This is a genomic window from Flavicella sp. IMCC45537 (genome assembly GCF_057197705.1).
This window is the reverse complement of sequence record NZ_CM170067.1, coordinates 2504987-2524151: the sequence shown is the minus strand read 5'-3', so window position 1 is coordinate 2524151 and position 19165 is coordinate 2504987. Positions and strand designations below refer to the sequence as shown.

The following is a 19165-nucleotide window of genomic DNA, read 5'->3' as shown; positions in this document are numbered from 1 at the left end:
TGCTATGGATATGCTAAATGTAATGAAAGGGAAAAAAATATCTCCTGAACAAATATTTATGTTAAGTGGTTTACTCGTTAATGGAGGAAACTACTTGTATAATTTAATTTTGGGTAGGGTTTTAGGACCTGAAAAGTTTGCAGATGCAGCCGTGTTGATCACGTTTTTGTTAGTTGTATCTTTTGTTGCAATGTCTTTTCAGCTTGTTACCGCAAAATTTTCTTATTCATGGTCTGAAGAAGAATATTTAATTTTTACCAAGAAAATATTTGGAATTGCAATTTTGGTTGGACTTTTTTTTGGTGGAATTATTGTAGCTTTTTCTAAAACATTACAAAGTTTTTTAAACACAACTTCCTCTCAAATGTTTGTGTATTTCGGTATAGGAGTGCCGTTTTATTTTTTAATGAGCGTTAATCGAGGTGTTTTTCAAGGAAAAAAACAATTTGTCTTTTTATCTATTACCTACCAGGCCGAAATGATTAGCAGAGTGTTGTTTACCTTTCTTTTTCTATATTTTTTAGATTTAGATACGTCTGTTTTAATTTCTTTCGGTATTGTTTTGTCTTTTGTTTTTGGAGTTTTTCCTTTGAAAAATGTAAAAACAATTTTTTTTCAGAAAGGATCTCTTAGTCAAGTTCAGAAGAAACAAATAACTACATTTTTCGCATTGACAGCGCTCTATGAAATGACTCAGATTGTAATAAATAATAGTGATATACTTTTAGTGAAGCATTATTTTGATAGTTATGAAGCAGGATTGTATGCCTCTCTTGCGCTTATTGGAAGAATGGTATATTTTATAGCATGGATGTATGTAATGATTTTGTTGCCTACAGTTGTAAAGCTTAAAAAAGAAGGTAAAAATACGTCCAAAGTCCTCTATAAATATGTTGGCTATATTGCTGCGATTTCTTTTTCAATTGTACTGGTCTGTTTTGTGTTTCCAAAGTATATAATATTATTATTGTTTGGTGAACAGTATATAGGAGTGGGAGGTTTGTTGTGGAAATACGCTTTGGCAACCTCTTTATTCGCTGTGTCTAATATTTTCGCTTATTATTATTTGTCTCTAGATCGGTATTTTCCCGTTCTTTTTTTAGCAATACTAGGAGTTTCTCAAGTATTGTTAATCGTAGTATTTCATGAAAGTTTAGAACAAGTTGTTCAGGTGCAGATTATTGCTATGTTCGTCTTGTTGGTAGCACAGTTTTTATATTACCTTAAGGATCAACGAAAGAGTATAACCACATAAAAGTTCAATTCACCGTAGTTTAAGTGTCATTGAGCGACTGTAACTATAAAAATATTTAAAAAATTGCATTTTTAATAAAAATTAAAATCACTCATATGAAATTAGCCATTGTAACTGCCTACCCACCTAGTAAAATTACCTTAACTGAATATGCTTATTACCTAGTAAAATCATTTAGGTTACATAAAGATGTTGAGGAGTTAATTTTATTGACAGATTATACTCCAGAGCAAAAGGATCTTGCGTTTGAAGAAGAAGGATGTAAGATAACGGTTAAAGAGTGTTGGAAATTTAATAGTTATTCCAATTTGTTTTCTGTGATGAATGCCATCTCAGAAACAAAACCTGATGGGGTTTTATTCAATCTTCAGTTTATGAAATTTGGAGATAAAAAGGTCGCTGCTGCAATGAGTTTATTGTTGCCCTATAGATGTAAATTAAAAAAGATTCCGACCATCGTATTGTTGCATAATATAATGGAAAAAGTAGATCTTGATAGCGCTGGGTTTACCAAAAATAAAACGCTTCAAAAAGTGTATGGTTTTATTGGTACAACGCTTACAAAATTTATTTTACAAGCTGATAAAGTTGCAGTAACTATGGAGAAATATGTAGAGACTCTTCAAGATAAATACAAAACCAATAATATTATTCATATTCCTCATGGAACTTTTGAAATCCCTGAAGAACCTAATTATCAGCTCCCTGAAGGTCCTTTAAAAATTATGACCTTTGGGAAATTTGGTACTTATAAAAAGGTTGAGATTGTAATAGAAGCTGTTGAAGAATTAAGAAAAAGATCTGATTTAGACATGGAAATAGTGATTGCAGGTACAGACAACCCAAATGTTCCAGGTTACCTTGAAAGTGTAAAAGAAAAATACAAAGATGTAAAACAGCTTGTGTTTACGGGGTATGTGGAAGAAGTTGAGGTGGCTCCGTTGTTCAACGAAAGTGCCATGGTGTTATTTCCTTATACTTCTACTACGGGTAGCTCTGGGGTTTTACATCAGGCAGGAAGTTATGGAAAGGCGGTAGTTATGACTAATTTAGGAGACCTAGCAAGTTTGGTGGAGCAGGAAGGGTATCGTGGAGAGTTTTTCTTGCCAGAAAACACTACAGAGTTGGCAAATGCAATTGAAAAGATTGCTGTAGATGAGAAGTATAGAACTGAATTAGGGAAGGCAAATTACAAAGCTGCTACCGCCCTTCCGATGGAAGTAATTACCAGAAAATATCTAACCGAATTTGAAAAGATATCGAAAACAAAATAATTTACTAATTTGAGATATAAGTAAAAGATTTTTTAGGTTTCCCTTTTGAGTTGATAAAACCGAATTTTTTCTGTGCATTTTTTCTCCATGGTAATTTTCCTACAACGGCCGTAGGAATGTGGTCAAAATCATACAAAGTCCAAGATAAAAATTGGATGTTGTTTTCTTTGAAAACAGATTGCATTGTTTTATGAAATTCTTCTTGGGCACGTTCAGATGTTCCATAGGGTTTCCAAATTCCACGATAAGAAGAAATTCCAAATTCTCCTAATGCTATGGGTTTGTTTGGAATATTCTTTTTAAGGTTTAAATAAGCATCCTTAAATAGGGAAATATCTTCATAATAATGAAATGTAATCAATGTGAGTCTGTCTTTTAATAGGGTTGCGTTTTCAATCTTTGCCCACCCCACAGTAACCGCATGTTTTTGATCGATTCTTTTTATTGTGGATATGGTTTGATGTAACCATGATAATACTTTCTTTTTCCCTCTTGACTCAAAATCCAAATCAGGTTCATTTTTCACATCCCAAGCCAATATGGCTTCATGTTCTTTGAATTGTTGCACAATGATTTCAGCATGTCTAATAGTCAATGTCCAATCCAAAACAGAATAGTCGCCATAAAAGTCAAAAAGGGTAACAATTACTTTTAGATTTTTTTGTTCAGCTACATCCAATAATGCTTTTAATTTATTTAGTTTTTCAGGGATAACTTCTGCTTTTCCAAAATCTTCGTATTGAATAAAAATTCTAATAGTATTGAGTCCTGCCTCTCTAATTATTTCAAAATCTTTTGCCAAAACTTTAGGGTCAAAGTTTTCCCCAAAAGTGTCCCACGCACTATTTTTTGGATAGTAATTAATGCCTTTTATTTTAAAGTTAGGATAAGGCTCCATCTGAGGAGTCGCTTTAATTTTTTTAACAGAAGGCTCTTTAACTAGGTGACGAATTCTCCAAAAGCCATCTTCTAACAATAAAATAGCTTTATAATCGAAAATATCCTGGTTTTCAAACAATAAAGAATCATTCTTATAAATACGTTGGTATTCTTTGACACCGTAATCCGTTAATGAAATAAGTTGTCCATCTTCACTGAAAAAATTGATGTTTGGATTGTGTTCTAAAGTAGTTGCTTCTATATGGATATTTTCTTCTTTGTTAAAATCAATAAATTCAAACAAGTTTTTTTCTGCACTGTCCGTATAATAATCTTCAATTCCTTTAATTGAGTTTATTTGATAAGCAACATTTTTTATATACCAGGCATCTAAATAGTTTTTTTCAACATTCATTAGCGTCTGTTTATCCATTCTTCTTCCAATATTTCGAATGGGAGCCCATTTTAAGTTAGGGATATACTGTTGGGTTTTATAAACTTCACCACGTAACATTTTGGACCTGTCTGCTCCGGTATTTAGAAAAGTAAAAAGAGAAGAAATTCCATAAACAAATAAGCCAGTTATAGACATAAATATTAGGATTAATAGAATACGAATCGTTAATTTATTTAAACTTACCATACTCTTTTGTTTTTAAATATTTTTGAGATCCCTGCCGCTTTAATTTTAAAGTTATAGGTCTCGTTTTTATAATTTTCAGGATCTAAATAAAAAGTAGCATATCCATCTTTAGAGGTATGGACCATGTATTTATGAGAACGATCTTGGTTTGTGATATCCAGTTCTATTCTTAACCCATCAGGAATCATTTGATGCATAAAACTTTTTAAAGGGCCAATGGTAATTTCTCTATTATGTTCAGAAAAAACAACCTCAAAGTCCTTGATGGCCTGTTTAAAATTTAAGGTAATAGTTTTACTTTCTGCCATACCATATACATAAGCTTTTACGTTCCAAGTCTGGGCATGATCAGGGTGTACTAATTTTGCAATCGCCACTCCATTAATTGTGTTTCCGTTTGCAGAAAGAATATTTCCTTGTTTGTCTTTTATCACTAATTCTACAGCAGTACCGTCACTCACAAGGTTTCCGTAGGCATCCGTAATTATAGAAGAGGTTATGGTGCATATTTGATTACCATCAGCATACATGTGATTGCTATGTGAAGAAATTGTGAAATCTGTTGGTAATGATGCCCAAACATTAAGGGTGTGCTCTGTTGATTGTTTGTTATAACAAGCAGATGAGATTAAAAATCTACCTGTTTTTGTTGGAGAATAAATTTTTCTGAAGCAAAATAAATCACGAACAGCTAATGCAGTGGAGTCTTCCCGGGTTAAGAATTGTTTTTTGAAAATAACTTTAGAATTATCCATAACAGGGTTGTCTAAAGTATCTGTAGGAATCATCACAGACATAGAAAAATCTCTACCCCCTGCTTCAATACTTGGAGGGCCAACGTAGGTTTCTATTTTAGAAACAATGGTGTCACTAATAATAGTAATTTCCCCTGATAGCAGTTGTTTTTTGTTGTGTGTTAGTACCCAGTTGACAACACCTCTTTTGTTAGAAATGTTATTCGGGATTTTATAAAAAAGAAACTTTTGAATCCTATTAGGTTTTATAACTGTAGTTCCATAACTGTTGTTTAAATATAACAATGGAGTAAAATTATAAGTTGTTGAAAAGTCTAAACTGTGGAAGGTTCCAGCAACAAAAGTAGTGTCATTTGTGTGAAGTTTAATTTTCGGTAAATCCGTGTTGTTTTGGCCTGTTATTAAAAAACAGGAAACAAAAAATAAGATGAGTATGTAAGATCTTGTTTTCATTATTTCGGGTTTCCGATAAAATTATTTAATTCAATTTTTATATAACAAGCCAAATTATTTTCAATGCTTTGTAGTCTCTGAACAGGATGTTTGTGAATTCGATTGGGTACAACTGCATTTGAAATATCTTCATTAGGAAAACCATTTACAAAGCAATTTTCCATCGAACTATTGATAATGTTAAGACTACCAAACTCTTTTAAATTATATTTGAAATAACGTTTTCTTTCTTGCCTAACTCCTTCTTCTATGAACAAATGTTCTACCCAAATTAGTTCTTTATTTTCGTTGTAATAAGAAATTAAAAGTTGAGGAATTGTAATTTCTTGAATTCCATTATTGAATAAAAATCCACTTATATGATCTTCTTTTACCTTGATTCTATTTAATACATTGTTCTTATACATTTTTGTAGTTGTCACGCTTCCTATTGCTTGAAGGTTAAATTTTGTAGGCTGATGACTTAATTCTACAGGGGTGAATTCATCTGGATTAAAGGTGCTCGGAATAGAATCCTTGGTTTTTGACCAAGCAATCCCTTCAAAGTTAATTTTAAAGCTAGTAATTTCTTTGGGCATTAATTTATGCTTTGCAGTGTGTTTGCAGTTGTATGTTGCAATTTCAATATTCTCATCGTTGTATAAGGTTCCTTTTAGAACTACATCGGCAGGTACGTTATCAATATTTTGTATTTCACCAATTAGTGCATAGCTTTTGTCTACTTTAACTAGTTTTGAACTTAAAATTTCTAATACAGGACGTTTTAATACATCCTCATGAAATGTTTGTTCCGTGGTCGTTTTTCTTCTTCCGTGATTGAAATATTGCGTCCCATTATCAACATATAATTGGTTTGGAGGAAGGTCGTAATCTAATTTTTTTAATTTAATAAACCACTCCCCATCATGTGATACCATGTCATGTTCGGATTTTCTGCTAATTTTTTCAAGAGGAGTAATCCACTCGGCATAAACCCATGCATGAGCAGTACTATCATTTTTATAAGTAATAGAAACTGCCATTGAATCTAATTTAGCATAAGAACCTAAAACACCATCTCTTACAGATTGTTCTAGCATAAATTGAGCAATTTTTACTTTTTTATTAGGATCGAGAAGGGCATGAGCAGCTTCATATTCTTTAAAATCTAGTGCGTTGTAATAAGCTTTTACAACATTTTCTGGACTATAATGAGAAATGTTTTTGATGTAAAATTCATAAACTCCATAACCGATACAGAGCATAAGAAATACAATCCAAACATGTAAGAATTTTACTAGTTTAAAAGGAAATTTTTCATGATTTAAAACGTATTTCTTGTAAGGAGCCGTTTTGTTTTTCTCTGTTTTAAGGGTCCTTCTAATAATCATTCTAAGATTAACAAATATTGCTATAATTACTGTGCTTACAGGAATTAGTCCCCACATTACTTTTTGAAAAGTGGCAATTTCATCTTGTTCTAGTATTGTGGCTATGGGGGGGACATTTAGTTTTTCCCATACCATAATACCATTTTCTAATTGCTGTAATCTTTGCCAACCGCAGAAATATAAAATTGGATCGTAAAATTTATCGTTTGAGAAGATGTATTTCAAACTATATTTTTCGGGAACTGTTAAAAATTGCTGCAAGGATCCAATACCTTCAATTCCTTTAAATTTTGAATTTTCTAAGCGCTCTATGGCTCTTGTTGTAAGTTCAGGAAGCCTTCTTGCAGAATGATAATTACCATCAACACTTAATGCTTTTGTGTTTGCCCCGAGCCATGCCATTTGATCACCAAAACCAAGAGTCAGATATCTCCATTTATCATGTTGATCTTGGTTTAAAAAGTTTGTAATCGGTAGTGTTTTTATTTTTTGCGGCTGGGAAGGGCGGAAATAACCAAGGTTTAGCGTAAAAATAGCCATAAAGATGTAAAAGAACATCAACAAGGCTCCAAAAAGCCTATGATATACGGCGCCATATTTTTCTTGAATCAACTCCTTTAAATCTCCCTCTGTCATTCTGTAACTGAATTCACCAAAAATTGGCATCGACATCAAAGAGGCCCAAAGTGTAAATCTGTCTAGGGTTAAGATATTAAAAGCTGTTTCACCTAAAAACATTCTTGGAATAGGGGTTGTACCTCCTGTTCCTAAAATAGTTAATACCGTAATAGAAATACCAAAACAGATGTATCTTTTACTGTAGTATCTGTAAAATACATAAGGTAAAATTGCCAATAAAATTCCCCAAGGAATTAAAAAGAATACTAATCCTGATGAGGTAACTTCTAAGAAATTATCTCGAGACCCATGTGGAATTGGGATTTGAGTTATGGGGTTATTTTTTGTGTTGATCCAATAAGGAAGAATACAAACAACAATTAAAAATAACGAGGCAAGTCCAAAGCTGATAATCCTTTTAAAAAGTTTTGCAAAGGTTTGAAGGAAAAGTCTGAAGCTAACTTTCTGGAAGCTTCCTACTTTATCACTTGCAGTATCTAGAATTACTTGGCCTATTAATGGAAAAATGAAGAAAACCATTCCGAATATTGGAGTAACATGATGTGAACACACCATGACTGCCATTAAAGAAAGGGAATTTCCTAAATATTTATATTTACCGGTTTTTAACCAATTGTAAATTTCAGGCAGGGAGTGCATCAAGATAGAAGCACCAATAATACTCGGTAATTGACCGAATAAGTGCAGTGTTTCAATAAATGTTGATGAGAATACCGCTAAGACTGCGGCATATCCAGCAGATTTCCTAGAGCCCGTGATCAACAAAGAAAATCTATAACTACCAGTGATAAATAAAATAATGGCTATAAAGGCTACCGTGAAAAGACCAAATTTTAATCCGCCTACAAAGGAAAGTAAACCAATAAATTGATGTACTAACGGTGGGTAACTCATCACTGTGAATCCTGTGTACCACTTGTAATTCCAAGGTTCAAACCATGAAGTTGAGTAGTGCTCAGCAAAAAACAAATGGATCAACGCATCATAGGTTTTTTCAAGTGTGAAAAAGATTGCGGTGCCATGAAATAAGATACCAAATAGCAACGCTACTATCAGATATTTATTAGTTTGTTTCTTCATGTAAGAAGCAGTTTTTACGGCATAATTTAGTTAAAATAAAATTAATAGTTTCTAATTATTTATAATCTTAATTTAAAGGATATTCAACGAAGGAAAACCGCTACTCATCGAAGTTCTTACTTTTTTTAGTCTTTCAAGAGTTAAATTAGTTGAAAATCTAAACAGGACTTATGAATATTGGAGTTATACTACCTTGTCGGAATATTGAAGAAGGCTTAAATCTATCAAATATATTAGGGTTGATAGAGCTTTACCCTCATTTACATTTTTGCTTTGTTAATAATGGAAGCACGGACAATACGCTGAATATTTTGAAATATTTTAAAAAGGAGTCAAATACAGGGGTCAGTATATTAGATGTCAAAAAAAATAAAAATCAGGGTAATGTTGTAAAGGCAGGGACTAGATTTTTAAATTCCAATGAAGATATCGATTATGTGCAGTATATAGAAATTGATTTTAGAATGAGTTTCCAAGAACTAAAAAAAACTATTGATGCTTCAATTGTTGTAAATGAACATGAATTTTATGAAAAAGTAGTACATAATGTTCGCCAATCTAACAGAAAATAATCTTACCAAGAATAAAAATTGAATAAAAAAAGGAGCTAATTTTAGCTCCTTTTTTTATTCAATTTTTGATGATTAATCAATTAATAATTTTATTCTTTTGCCATTGCTGTTTATGCAATGCTTTGTGTTTCTCCTTTTCCAAGAGCCTTGACTGAAATAATAAGTTGTAAATCAATTTCAATGTTAGATATGTTCTTTGAAGATTAACTTGTGGTTCTGTATTGTCAGTTTCAACTAATAAAGCTATGAATACATATAATTTTATTATATCGTCTTTCTCTTATAAATCAATATAATTGTTTTAATCAAGGAACTGCCCTAAGATGAGATCTTATGGATCTGAAGAATTCCACTTTTGAGAGTTACCTTTACTAGTATTAGTGCACATAGCAAATCTATATTTTTGTGTTTATGAAATATCCTATTTATCATGTCTTAGCGGTTGAAAATATTAGTTTGAAGTTCGTTTTTTTTAAACAAAAATGCACCTAAAATATTTAGGTGCATTTCTAATAAGAGCTATTTATGGACTTAATCAATAACCACTTTTAAGTTAATTGTTTTTCCGTTGTTTGAAACTTTTATTATGTAGATTCCAGGGTTAAGATTAGAAGTTGATATGGGTTTGTTTTTATGTATTGTGAATGATTTTACGATGGATCCGGTAGAGTTGTAAATTTCACCAGTGCTGTTTTCAGGTGCTTCAATGGTTAAATTATCTTTTACAGGATTCGGATATGCGTTCACCCCTTCTAAGTAATTATTATTGGTATTTGCCGTAGGTGGTGTAATTGTGGTTATGATATCATCAAAATAAATGATATCTCCAGAGTGAAAAGCATTTGATGGGGGGAGGCTAATTCGTGTTAATCCGCTATCAAATTGTTCACCAACACCAATGGAAAAGGTGAAGGTAAGCTGTTCCCATGTGCCATCGGTTTTAGTAGTTGTTTTTGTTGCTGTTTTCTGAAACTCAGTGGCTCCATTTTTTAATAAGGCTCCAATAAAAATAGCGTCGTTAACTCCTGTGTTTGATTTTACCCATATGGTTGTTTCAATTGTTGTGCCTTCAGTGTAGATTTGACCTGCATCAATATAGTTTAAGTTTGTTGTTTCGAACCACGAATCTTGGGTTCCTTCAAATATATACTTTAAAACATTACTTGTTCCTCCTGTATGATCCGTAGCATCTTTTTCAATTTCTTTATATCCATAACTTTTGGTTTCAGAAGTCCATTCATGAAAGAAATCTGCATCGTCAAAACTAGGGTTGGAGGTTATAGTTGAATACGTTATGCTAGGTAAAGGGAAAAAAGTGATTTCATCAATATAGATATTTCCATCTACTTCTTTTGGGTCATCGGATTTCCTGAATTGTAGTCTGAATTTAAGTTTTTCTCCTGTCCAGTCTGTTGTATTACTTAGATTTAAATATACTGTTTGGTATTCACTAGCTGAAGTCGACATTGAGACATTTGAAGACCACAAAGATGTGGAGCCATCAGATAGATAACTATTTACCCTGAATTGATCGCTGTTAGAGTCGTTTCTAAGGACCATTTTCATTATTTTATTAGTTGTTGCATCTATTCCATTCGGAGTTACTTCTAAAAATTCTATGGTTCTGTTTGAATTTGGACCGGCAGATAAGTTGCTTTGGATTAAACAATTTTTAGAATTGTCATTAGGATCAACTCCTAGGTTTACCTCACCCCCATAAGCTTTGGTCCAACCCTCATTATCTAAATTGTCTTCAAATAAAAATGATTGTCCATTTGATACTGAACTAATGAATAGCGCTACTATGAATAGTAATCTTAAATTTAGTAGAATTTGTTTCATAATTTTAAGTGTTTAATGATTAAAATGTTATTTAAACTTAAAATTAACAGGTTAATGGCTAGATGTTTATGATTAATAGATGAATGATCTAAAGCTATAGATGAAAAGGTCCATTACTTCGGTAAAGTTATTTTAGAGTTACTTTTTGTATCAACTATCATTCTAAGAAATTTAAACCCTGATAAAAATGTTTAATCTGTGGTGTTAACATAAAAAAAGGAGCTAAAATTAGCTCCCTTTTTTTATATTCAAATTTTAGTTATGTTATTTAATAACTACCTTGATGTTTGCTGTTTTACCATTGTTTGCAACTTGGGCTATATACAAACCAGGTTTTATGTTTGCAACAGAAATATTCTGATTGGCAGTGATTGAACCAGATGCGACCAAAGTACCAGTTAGGTCGTATAATTTATAAGAACTATTGTCAGGAGCAATAATCTTTATTTGATCACTCGCTGGATTAGGATAGATACTCACTCCCTGCAATGTGTTTTTTTCTACAGATGCTTCAGGTGGGGTTATTGTTGTGGTCATATCATCAACATAGATTATTGAGCCAGCTGCAAAGGCATTTGTTGGAGGGAAACTTATTCTTGTTTTTGCTTCACTAAAGGATTTGTCAGCACCCAGTGTAAAAGTGTAGGTTACTTCTTGCCAATCTACACTTGTGTTGGAAATAGCATTCTCCGTCTTGCTTACTATTGTTGTATTGGTAGCATCCATTATAGCAAGGAAAAGATTTACATCTCCTACAAGATTTGATTTTATCCAAAGTGTTGTTTCTATAACAGTTCCCTCAGCATAAGTTTGTCCAAGGTCTACCACATCGTTGTTGGTAGTTGCCCACCAGTTTGTTTGCAAATCTGTTAATTCAAATTTTATGCAATTAGATCCAGATCCATGATTTTCTGTAGTAATAATCTCTGCAGTCCCATAAGGTTTGGTGTCAGGAGTCCAGGCATGAATGTATTCAGCATCTTCAAAGCTAGGGTTTGATGTGAAAGATGAAAAAGTTGTCGTAGGAGCAGGCTGAAATTCGATTTCATCAAAAATACATAAGGTATTTACGCCATCATTAGCTCCATTTTCTCTAACTAAAATATCTAATCGTGTTACCTCATCATTTTCTGGAATACTAGAAACATCTATAAAAATAGTTTCAAAGTCCGACATTTCAGCTGAAATAGTATAAGAAATGTTGCTAAATGCCACCCCTTCCCCAGTGGTTCCATCAGCCCTCGATAACCCTTGAATTCTAAGTTGTGTTGCTGCAGTTTCATTTTTCAAGCGAATCTTGATGATGCTAACAGAAGCTCTGTCTAAAACAACAAAAGTGTCGTCTCCACCTTGGCCTCTTCTTATGTTGGCATTACCATTTGATTCTCTAGCTAAAGTTAAGGCTCCGTCCATAGAAACTCCGCCTGTAGGATCGTGATCTACAGTACCGTCCCCATATCCTTTTACCCAACTTTGCGCACCTCCATTGAAATCATAGGTTTGCGAAAATCCGATAAAAGGTATGGTGATTAAAAAAAATAGCCATGTGGTTTTAAGTAGTTGTGTTTTCATAAATAAGGTTTTAGTATTTGTGATACTCCGAAATTAAAAACATTAACAGATAGTTGTTTCTCTTATTTTACCTTGAACTAGTTCATTTTTATCATGTTTACAAGTTGTTTTTTTCGGGGGTAAAATAGTGAGGCTTTTGGATAAGCGTGATTCAATTGTATGAGAGTAAGGAGTTTAAATTTGTAGTCTAAACTTTAATTTATTTATTATGAAAAAACAATTACTTAAGTCATTAATTCTATTAGTCTCATTAACCTCATTTGGGGTTGTTAATGCGCAGGATATCGAATATACCTTTGATGGTGCCACTTGGGAGGGTTGGACATCTGGATCAGCCTCAGGAGCTTGGTCTTCTAGTTTTGCGAATAATCCAAATGGTGAATTAGCAATCACGTATGCCAATAATTCAAAAAATGCGGTGATGTATTCTCCATCGGATAAGCAACCTATTAATGGTGCGAATTATAAATTTATTCAAATCATTGTAAGTAATGAGTCATCTCAGATTGATCTTTTCCGTGTTAGAGGAAAGGATGCTTCAGGTTGGTTTAATGCGGTCAACTATACAATATCGACTGATGCTAGTGATGTATACTCAACTTATAATATTGCAATTACTGAATCTAGATGGCTTGTTGCAAGTTTAGAAAATTGGCAATTTATTTTTAGAAAAAATGATAGCTCTGAAATAACTGATGGTGCTACTGTTTATGTGGATAATATTATATTGTCTGATTCATCAACGGCTTCAGTTGATAACACGAACGCATTTGACTTTGGTATCTATCCAAATCCAGTGCAGAATAAATTATCTATTTCAACAGAGGAATCTATAATTTCAGCACAAATATTAGATTTATTAGGAAACACGGTTTTATCTGCCGTTTCTGTTGAAGGAAGCCTAGATGTTTCTAATTTAACTAGTGGAGTTTATGTGATTAGGTTGACTTCTGAGAATGGCGTTGCAACTTCAAAGTTTGTGAAGGAGTAACAGGTTTCTAGAAATTCAAAATATAAATAAAACCTCATATCTATAGATATGAGGTTTTTTGTATTTAAACCATTTCCACGGTTTCGGTATGATAGTGCCTTAAATTATGTTCTTTTTGTCGGTCGGAACTAAAACTAGCCACTTTTTTCAAATAGCCAATAACTCTAGTGGCATGGTCTATGTTTTTCGAGTCGCATTTTTCGCAATGGTATTTAGTTTGTTTATCTATATGATTACAATCTCTACAAACGGTTATTTTAATATTGAAACAGAAGTAGTTGCACCCAGCCTTTGCAGTGGCATGAATTAATTTTACAAATCCCTCTTTGTTTGGCGCTTCTTCAAGGTTCAAATGCAAAGCAGAGCCACCATCTAAATATTTGATGATTTCGTTTCCGTGTAGAATAATTTTATCTAAGGTGTTGATATCATTGTCTTCTACTGCATAAAAGTAAGAGTTGTAGCAATCTCTTGAAGCCAAAAGTCCTTCTTGTTTATCCCATTTTGCGTTTTTGACACCTAAATTTTCGGCTGGTACAAATTCAGTATTGAACATATAACCATATTTTTCCTTGGCTTTTTTGTTCTCATCAAAAATTTGTTTCAGGTAGTGATTTACAAAGCTTTTATAATCAGAGTTGTTACTAGCAATAAAACCTTGGCTTTCTGCTGCTTCTACCATTCCATTGATCCCAATGGTTAAGAATTGTTTGTCTAAAGAGATATAGCCAGCTTGGTAAACGGGCAAAAGTCCAGCATCCATATATTCTTGAATAAGTGTTCTATAGGCGACTTGATATTTGTGAATTTTTTGAACTTCTTCTATGATATTGGCATTCTTCTGAATAAGCCTATTCATGTTTAGAGTAATAACATTGATGGAGCCCGTGGCAACTCCTCCTGCGCCAAGCGAATAACTAAAAGTATTGTCACTAATTTCATTTCTTAACCTACAACAAGAGGCCAGGCTATCTGCATTTTCTGATTGGTAGATAAAAAAGGAATTCCCTTCGCTTAATTCTTGAGCACACATTTCAGTAAAGCTTGTATCTACTGGTTTGCCATCTTTTGTGAGCATTGCGGCGGTTACAACTGGGAAAGTTAAAATAGCTTTAGTTCTTTCTTTATTGAACCATTTCATAAAAAAATCTTGAAGTTTCTTTAGACTTTCCCATTTTGGTTTTTTCATGTCTGGAAAAACAAAATCGCCAAACATACTATTAAAGTAAGCTTGGTCATACAAGGAGATATTCCAAAAAACGGATTGGTATCCTCTTGCGGCAGCGGGTTGATTGACGGCATAAACAACATGTTGTAGATGATTTTCAATGATGTCGGTATTAGTTTTTAGATAATCTTTACCATAATCTCTAGCGGCAAAATGATCAAAATACATTAAAAATTCTACGGTAGCCAAGGCGCCTGCAAACTGTGAGCTAATCGCAAATACTAAATTTACAAATTCGCCGCAAAAACTTTCTAGATGTTGTGGTGCCTGACTTTCTCCACCAAGTTTGGTCAATCCGTCAAATAAAAAAGGATACATACTTATAGAAACACAATAGGGTTTTAACGATGTTTCATCGTGTACATATATTTCATGAGCCTCTATTTGACGCAGGTATTCCTGAGCCGTTTTTTCTCCAAAGAGCTCATTAATTTTTCGTGTAACTAGCGCTCTGTTTACCTGAATATTAATGTCTTTATTGAGTTCGGCTTCCATCGTAGCGATGTTTTTTGAGGTCACATTTGCATTGGCGTCTACTTTTGAGCCATCTGCTGCGTTTGAAGAGTTGATGTAGCGGTCGATGAAATTAATTTTTTTGTCTACTTGTTCATTTGTAAGTCGTATCATATTTTAATTTTTTGAAAATAAGTAATTGAGGTTTTTGTTAAGTCGAACGTCTGTAAATTTTTGATTGGTGGTTGGTTTGTCTAAACCGCCTAGTTCGGGGTTCCATTTTCCTGTTTTTAGAAAGTTTAACTGTTCTAATAAATTATCAGAAATGGATTCTTCTCCTGTGTATAGACAAGTTTTATATTTTTTATGCCGTGCTATTTGAAAAAATTCAATCAACTCATTTTCATGCCATTCTCCTCCCATAAATAATACACAGGTTGCGTAGTTTTTGTATTCGTTTAAAATTTCTAGATACTTATTTACGAGTAGCATTTTCCCATTGGATTCCTTCCATAAGTGTGTGGAGTGACAGCCTTTACATTTTAATTGACAACCACAGATGGAAAAGCAGATGCTTATTTCGCCGGGTACCTCCTGTAATACCACTTGAAAATCATAATAATACATTGATGTTATTTTTTGCTTAATAAAAGATAAAATAGTCTTTTATAAAAGTATCTAATTATTTAGATAGAAAATAAATTAGTGGCTAAGAGTTATTAAGAAGGTTATAAACAAATGAGTTTTTGTAAATTGAAGAGCATTGTTTTTTGCGTTATGACAATTGTCATGTTATAAACTGCATTTTAGCAGGTTCTTTATACTGTAATTATTTTAAAACTAAATTATGCCTATAAAAAGTTACTTAGCTCACCCTCATCAAGGTAAAAAAAACGAATTAATGCAAACCTTAGCCTCATTAAATCATTGTGAAGTGATTCCTGCGGAAAATAAAGAATTGTTGATTCTTATTACTGATACAGAGTCAAACTCTCAAGAAGATGATTTACAAGAGCAATTGAATACTATAAGTAGTATCAAATTATTGGCATTGGTTTCTGGTTTTAACGCATCAAAAAATTAAATTTCTATGTATACATCTACTTTAACAAACAGAAGAGACTTTATTAAAAAAATGGCTGTTTTGTCTGCGATGACGGCAGCTGCAACAATGTTTCCTGGGATTTTATTTGCAGAGGAACAAGAAAGAGGTTTGCCAAAAGGTGCAAATTTAGATTGGAAAAAAGCACCTTGTCGATTTTGTGGTGTAGGATGTGGTGTATTGGTTGGTGTAGAGAACGGGAAAGCAGTTGCAGTAAAAGGTGATCCGAAATCGTCTGTAAACAAAGGACTTTGCTGTGTTAAAGGATATCATTCTGTCATGGCAATGTATGGGAAAGATAGACTTACACATCCTTTAGTAAAGAAAAATGGAAAGTATGTAAAAACCAGTATGAAAGAAGCCTTAGATCTGATTGCAGAAAAAATGCAATCTACCATCAAGGACTTTGGTAAAGATGCTGTATCAATTTATGGATCTGGGCAGTGGACGATTCCTGATGGTTATGTTGCCTCAAAATTATTCAAAGGCTGTATAGGTACCAATAACGTAGAAGCTAATGCCCGTTTGTGTATGGCAAGTGCTGTAACAGGCTTTATGACTTCCTTTGGAATTGATGAGCCGATGGGGTGTTATGAGGATATAGATCATGCAGATGTTTTTGTATTATGGGGAAATAATATGGCTGAGATGCACCCGGTTTTGTTTTCTAGGTTATTAGATCAAAGACTCAAACGAAAAGTAAAGATTATTGATTTTGCTACCCGAACTACTAGAACTAGTATGGCCGCAGATAAGTCTATTATTTTCAATCCGCAATCTGATTTGGCTGTTGCAAATTCCATTTGTTACGAGATTATTAAAAATGGATGGGTAAATAAATCATTTGTAGAAAACCATTGTAACTTTAGCAAAGGGCTAACGGATATGGGCTATGGTTTGGAAGATAAATATAGTTTTAATGACAAGCCAGAAAAGATAGATTTTGAAGCTTATAAAGAATTTTTAGAAGATTATGCTCCAGAAAAAGTAGAAAAAATATCAGGTGTTTCGGCGAAGGATATCAAATATATGGCTGCTTATTATGGAGATCCTAATACAAAAGTAATGTCGTTGTGGTGTATGGGAATGAACCAACATACACGTGGAACATGGATCAATAATTTAGTATATAACATTCATTTATTAACAGGTAAAATTTCTACTCCAGGAAATAGTCCATTTTCATTAACAGGGCAACCTAGTGCTTGTGGAACTGTGAGAGAAGTGGGAACCCTGACTCACAAACTACCGCATGGTGTGGTTATGAATAAGGCACATAGAGAACATGCAGCAGAAATATGGGATGTTCCTGTAGAGAACATCGATCCAAAGCCGAGTTTACATACGGTGGAAATGTTTAGAGCCTTGGATAGAGGAGATCTTAAGTTTATGTGGATTCAGGTTACCAACCCTATGGTTACTATGCCCAAACTAAAGCGCTATAGAGATGCCTGTAAAAAGGAAGGTAGATTTATCGTAGTATCCGATATTTATCCAACTCCGACTACCGATATCGCAGATGTTATTTTACCTTCTGCTATGTGGGTAGAGCGCGAGGGAATGTATGGAAATTCTGAACGCAGGACTCAGTATTTTGAGCAAATGGTAGAACCACCTGGAGAAGCCATGAGCGATACCTGGCAACTTGTGGAAGTTGCGAAAAGAATGGGCTTTGAAAAACAGTTTTATTACAAGAAAGAAACACATATTGAGGAGATTTATAATGAATACAGAAGACATCATGAAGGTAAGAAACATGCCATGGCTCCTTTAGAAGTTTTAAAAACGCAACCTGGAGCCATGTGGCCTTATGTAGAAGGAAAGTCAACCCAATGGCGTTTTAATTCTAAATATGATCCTGCTTGTGCATCAGATAAGGATTTTGACTTTTATGGAAAACCTGATGGTAAAGCAGTTATTTGGCAGAGACCATATGAACCTGCTCCAGAGGTTCCAGATAATGAATTTGATTTTTGGTTATGTACAGGGCGTGTTGTAGAGCATTGGCACTCTGGGTCTATGACAAGAAGAGTCCCTGTGTTGCATAAAGCAATGCCACATGGATATGTAGAGCTGCATCCTGATGATGCTAAAAAAATGCAAATAAGAACTGGTGATGCAGTGAAACTTACTACAAGAAGAGGTTCCATGAAATTACCTGCTTCCGTTAAGGAAAGAGGAGTTCCAGAGAAAGGTCAAGTTTTTGTTCCATTTTTTGATGAAAACATGTTGATCAATGATTTGACATTGGATGCATTTTGTCCAATTTCGAAACAACCGGATTATAAGAAATGTGCCGTTAAAGTTGAAAAAGCATAACTATGAAAAGAATTGGTATCCTATCATTATTTGCCATTCTTCTAATTTCATTTCTAACCCTATGGAATAGAAGTTATGAGTTGGGCTTGGAACAAGCATATATCCCTCTTGAGGAAAGAGAACCGATGCGTATTATTCCTTCAGAGGAAGGAGTGTTTAAGAGATCTGAATTTGCATTGGATTATGCAAAAATGCCAATTGATGAAACACATCAAAGAAGTTTAAAAACCTACTATAACAATAGAGCGTATCATGGTGCACCTCCGAGTATTCCGCATAAAGTGGAAAGTGAGCAAAGTATGGGAGGAAATGATTGTTTAAAATGTCATGAAAATGGTGGTTTTGTTAAAAAATGGGATGCCTATGCTCCTGTTACCCCGCATCCTGATTATGAAAATTGTAGGCAATGTCATGTTCCAACTAAATCAAATTCGCTATTCAAGCCAACGAATTTTGAAAAAGTCCCAGCACCGAAAGTAGGAATTAATAATGCGTTGCCAGGAAGTCCTCCGGTGATTCCACATCAAATTCAGTTAAGAGAGAATTGTTTGGCGTGTCACGCAGGTCCGAGTGCCCCAAAAGAAATACGTGTTACACATCCTGAGAGAGTGAATTGTAGGCAATGCCATGTTCTAAATAATAAAGAAGTTACTGATATCGGAATTTTTATAAGAGAATAAACTATGGGAATACAAACAACAAATATTTCGATACTCTTAGGTAAAATAAAGGAGCTAA

General features: G+C 33.6%; 14 protein-coding genes. 7 read left to right on the top strand and 7 right to left on the bottom strand.

Going from position 1 to position 19165, the window contains the following annotated elements:
* Positions 1–4 precede the first annotated feature (4 nt).
* Together AC2DGP_RS10290 and AC2DGP_RS10285 are read left to right on the top strand one after the other, a co-directional pair.
* Complete coding sequence (locus AC2DGP_RS10290; protein ID WP_484489976.1) at positions 5–1255, top strand: oligosaccharide flippase family protein; 1251 nt, start codon at positions 5–7, stop codon at positions 1253–1255.
* A 95-nt stretch (positions 1256–1350) separates the two neighbouring features.
* Positions 1351–2529 (top strand): glycosyltransferase, encoded by a 1179-nt coding sequence (locus AC2DGP_RS10285; RefSeq protein WP_484489975.1) that lies wholly within the window; start codon positions 1351–1353, stop codon positions 2527–2529.
* A 4-nt stretch (positions 2530–2533) separates the two neighbouring features.
* Here AC2DGP_RS10285 and AC2DGP_RS10280 read toward each other — a convergent pair whose 3' ends face one another.
* Genes AC2DGP_RS10280 through AC2DGP_RS10270 form a run of 3 tightly spaced genes read right to left on the bottom strand, consistent with a single transcriptional unit; the run spans position 2534 to position 8348 of the window.
* Complete coding sequence (locus AC2DGP_RS10280; protein ID WP_484489974.1) at positions 2534–4051, bottom strand: glycoside hydrolase family 2 TIM barrel-domain containing protein; 1518 nt, start codon at positions 4049–4051, stop codon at positions 2534–2536.
* Positions 4045–5259, bottom strand: a complete 1215-nt coding sequence (locus AC2DGP_RS10275) for a hypothetical protein (RefSeq protein WP_484489973.1) — start codon at positions 5257–5259, stop codon at positions 4045–4047. Before AC2DGP_RS10275 ends, AC2DGP_RS10280 begins: the two co-directional genes overlap by 7 nt.
* Positions 5259–8348: a hypothetical protein gene (locus AC2DGP_RS10270; RefSeq protein ID WP_484489972.1), complete on the bottom strand. Its 3090-nt coding sequence runs from the start codon at positions 8346–8348 to the stop codon at positions 5259–5261. Before AC2DGP_RS10270 ends, AC2DGP_RS10275 begins: the two co-directional genes overlap by 1 nt.
* Before the next feature lie 170 nt (positions 8349–8518).
* On the opposite strand from AC2DGP_RS10270, the gene AC2DGP_RS10265 reads away from it, so the two are divergent.
* The gene (locus AC2DGP_RS10265; RefSeq protein ID WP_484489971.1) at positions 8519–8920 is read left to right on the top strand and encodes a glycosyltransferase; all 402 of its coding nucleotides are present in this window, start codon (positions 8519–8521) and stop codon (positions 8918–8920) included.
* A 531-nt stretch (positions 8921–9451) separates the two neighbouring features.
* Here AC2DGP_RS10265 and AC2DGP_RS10260 read toward each other — a convergent pair.
* Complete coding sequence (locus AC2DGP_RS10260; protein ID WP_484489970.1) at positions 9452–10762, bottom strand: T9SS type A sorting domain-containing protein; 1311 nt, start codon at positions 10760–10762, stop codon at positions 9452–9454.
* 264 nt (positions 10763–11026) lie between these two features.
* On the bottom strand, positions 11027–12334 hold the full coding sequence (locus AC2DGP_RS10255; protein ID WP_484489969.1) for a T9SS type A sorting domain-containing protein: 1308 nt from the start codon (positions 12332–12334) through the stop codon (positions 11027–11029).
* 208 nt (positions 12335–12542) lie between these two features.
* On the opposite strand from AC2DGP_RS10255, the gene AC2DGP_RS10250 reads away from it, so the two are divergent.
* A complete protein-coding gene (locus AC2DGP_RS10250; protein ID WP_484489968.1) occupies positions 12543–13325 on the top strand; it encodes a T9SS type A sorting domain-containing protein in 783 nt (260 codons plus the stop codon).
* 64 nt (positions 13326–13389) lie between these two features.
* Here AC2DGP_RS10250 and nrdD read toward each other — a convergent pair whose 3' ends face one another.
* A complete protein-coding gene (nrdD, locus tag AC2DGP_RS10245; RefSeq protein ID WP_484489967.1) occupies positions 13390–15180 on the bottom strand; it encodes an anaerobic ribonucleoside-triphosphate reductase in 1791 nt (596 codons plus the stop codon).
* A gap of 3 nt (positions 15181–15183) precedes the next feature.
* The gene (nrdG, locus tag AC2DGP_RS10240; RefSeq protein WP_484489966.1) at positions 15184–15633 is read right to left on the bottom strand and encodes an anaerobic ribonucleoside-triphosphate reductase activating protein; all 450 of its coding nucleotides are present in this window, start codon (positions 15631–15633) and stop codon (positions 15184–15186) included.
* Between the two features lie 220 nt (positions 15634–15853).
* On the opposite strand from nrdG, the gene AC2DGP_RS10235 reads away from it, so the two are divergent.
* The 3 genes from AC2DGP_RS10235 to AC2DGP_RS10225 are packed head-to-tail and all read left to right on the top strand — an operon-like array spanning position 15854 to position 19107.
* Positions 15854–16090, top strand: a complete 237-nt coding sequence (locus AC2DGP_RS10235; protein WP_484489965.1) for a hypothetical protein — start codon at positions 15854–15856, stop codon at positions 16088–16090.
* Between the two features lie 6 nt (positions 16091–16096).
* The gene (locus AC2DGP_RS10230) at positions 16097–18427 is read left to right on the top strand and encodes a molybdopterin-dependent oxidoreductase (protein WP_484489964.1); all 2331 of its coding nucleotides are present in this window, start codon (positions 16097–16099) and stop codon (positions 18425–18427) included.
* Positions 18428–18429: 2 nt separating this feature from the next.
* Positions 18430–19107 carry a nitrate reductase cytochrome c-type subunit gene (locus AC2DGP_RS10225; protein WP_484489963.1) on the top strand — a complete coding sequence of 226 codons (678 nt, stop codon included), beginning with the start codon at positions 18430–18432 and terminating at the stop codon, positions 19105–19107.
* Positions 19108–19165 lie beyond the last annotated feature (58 nt).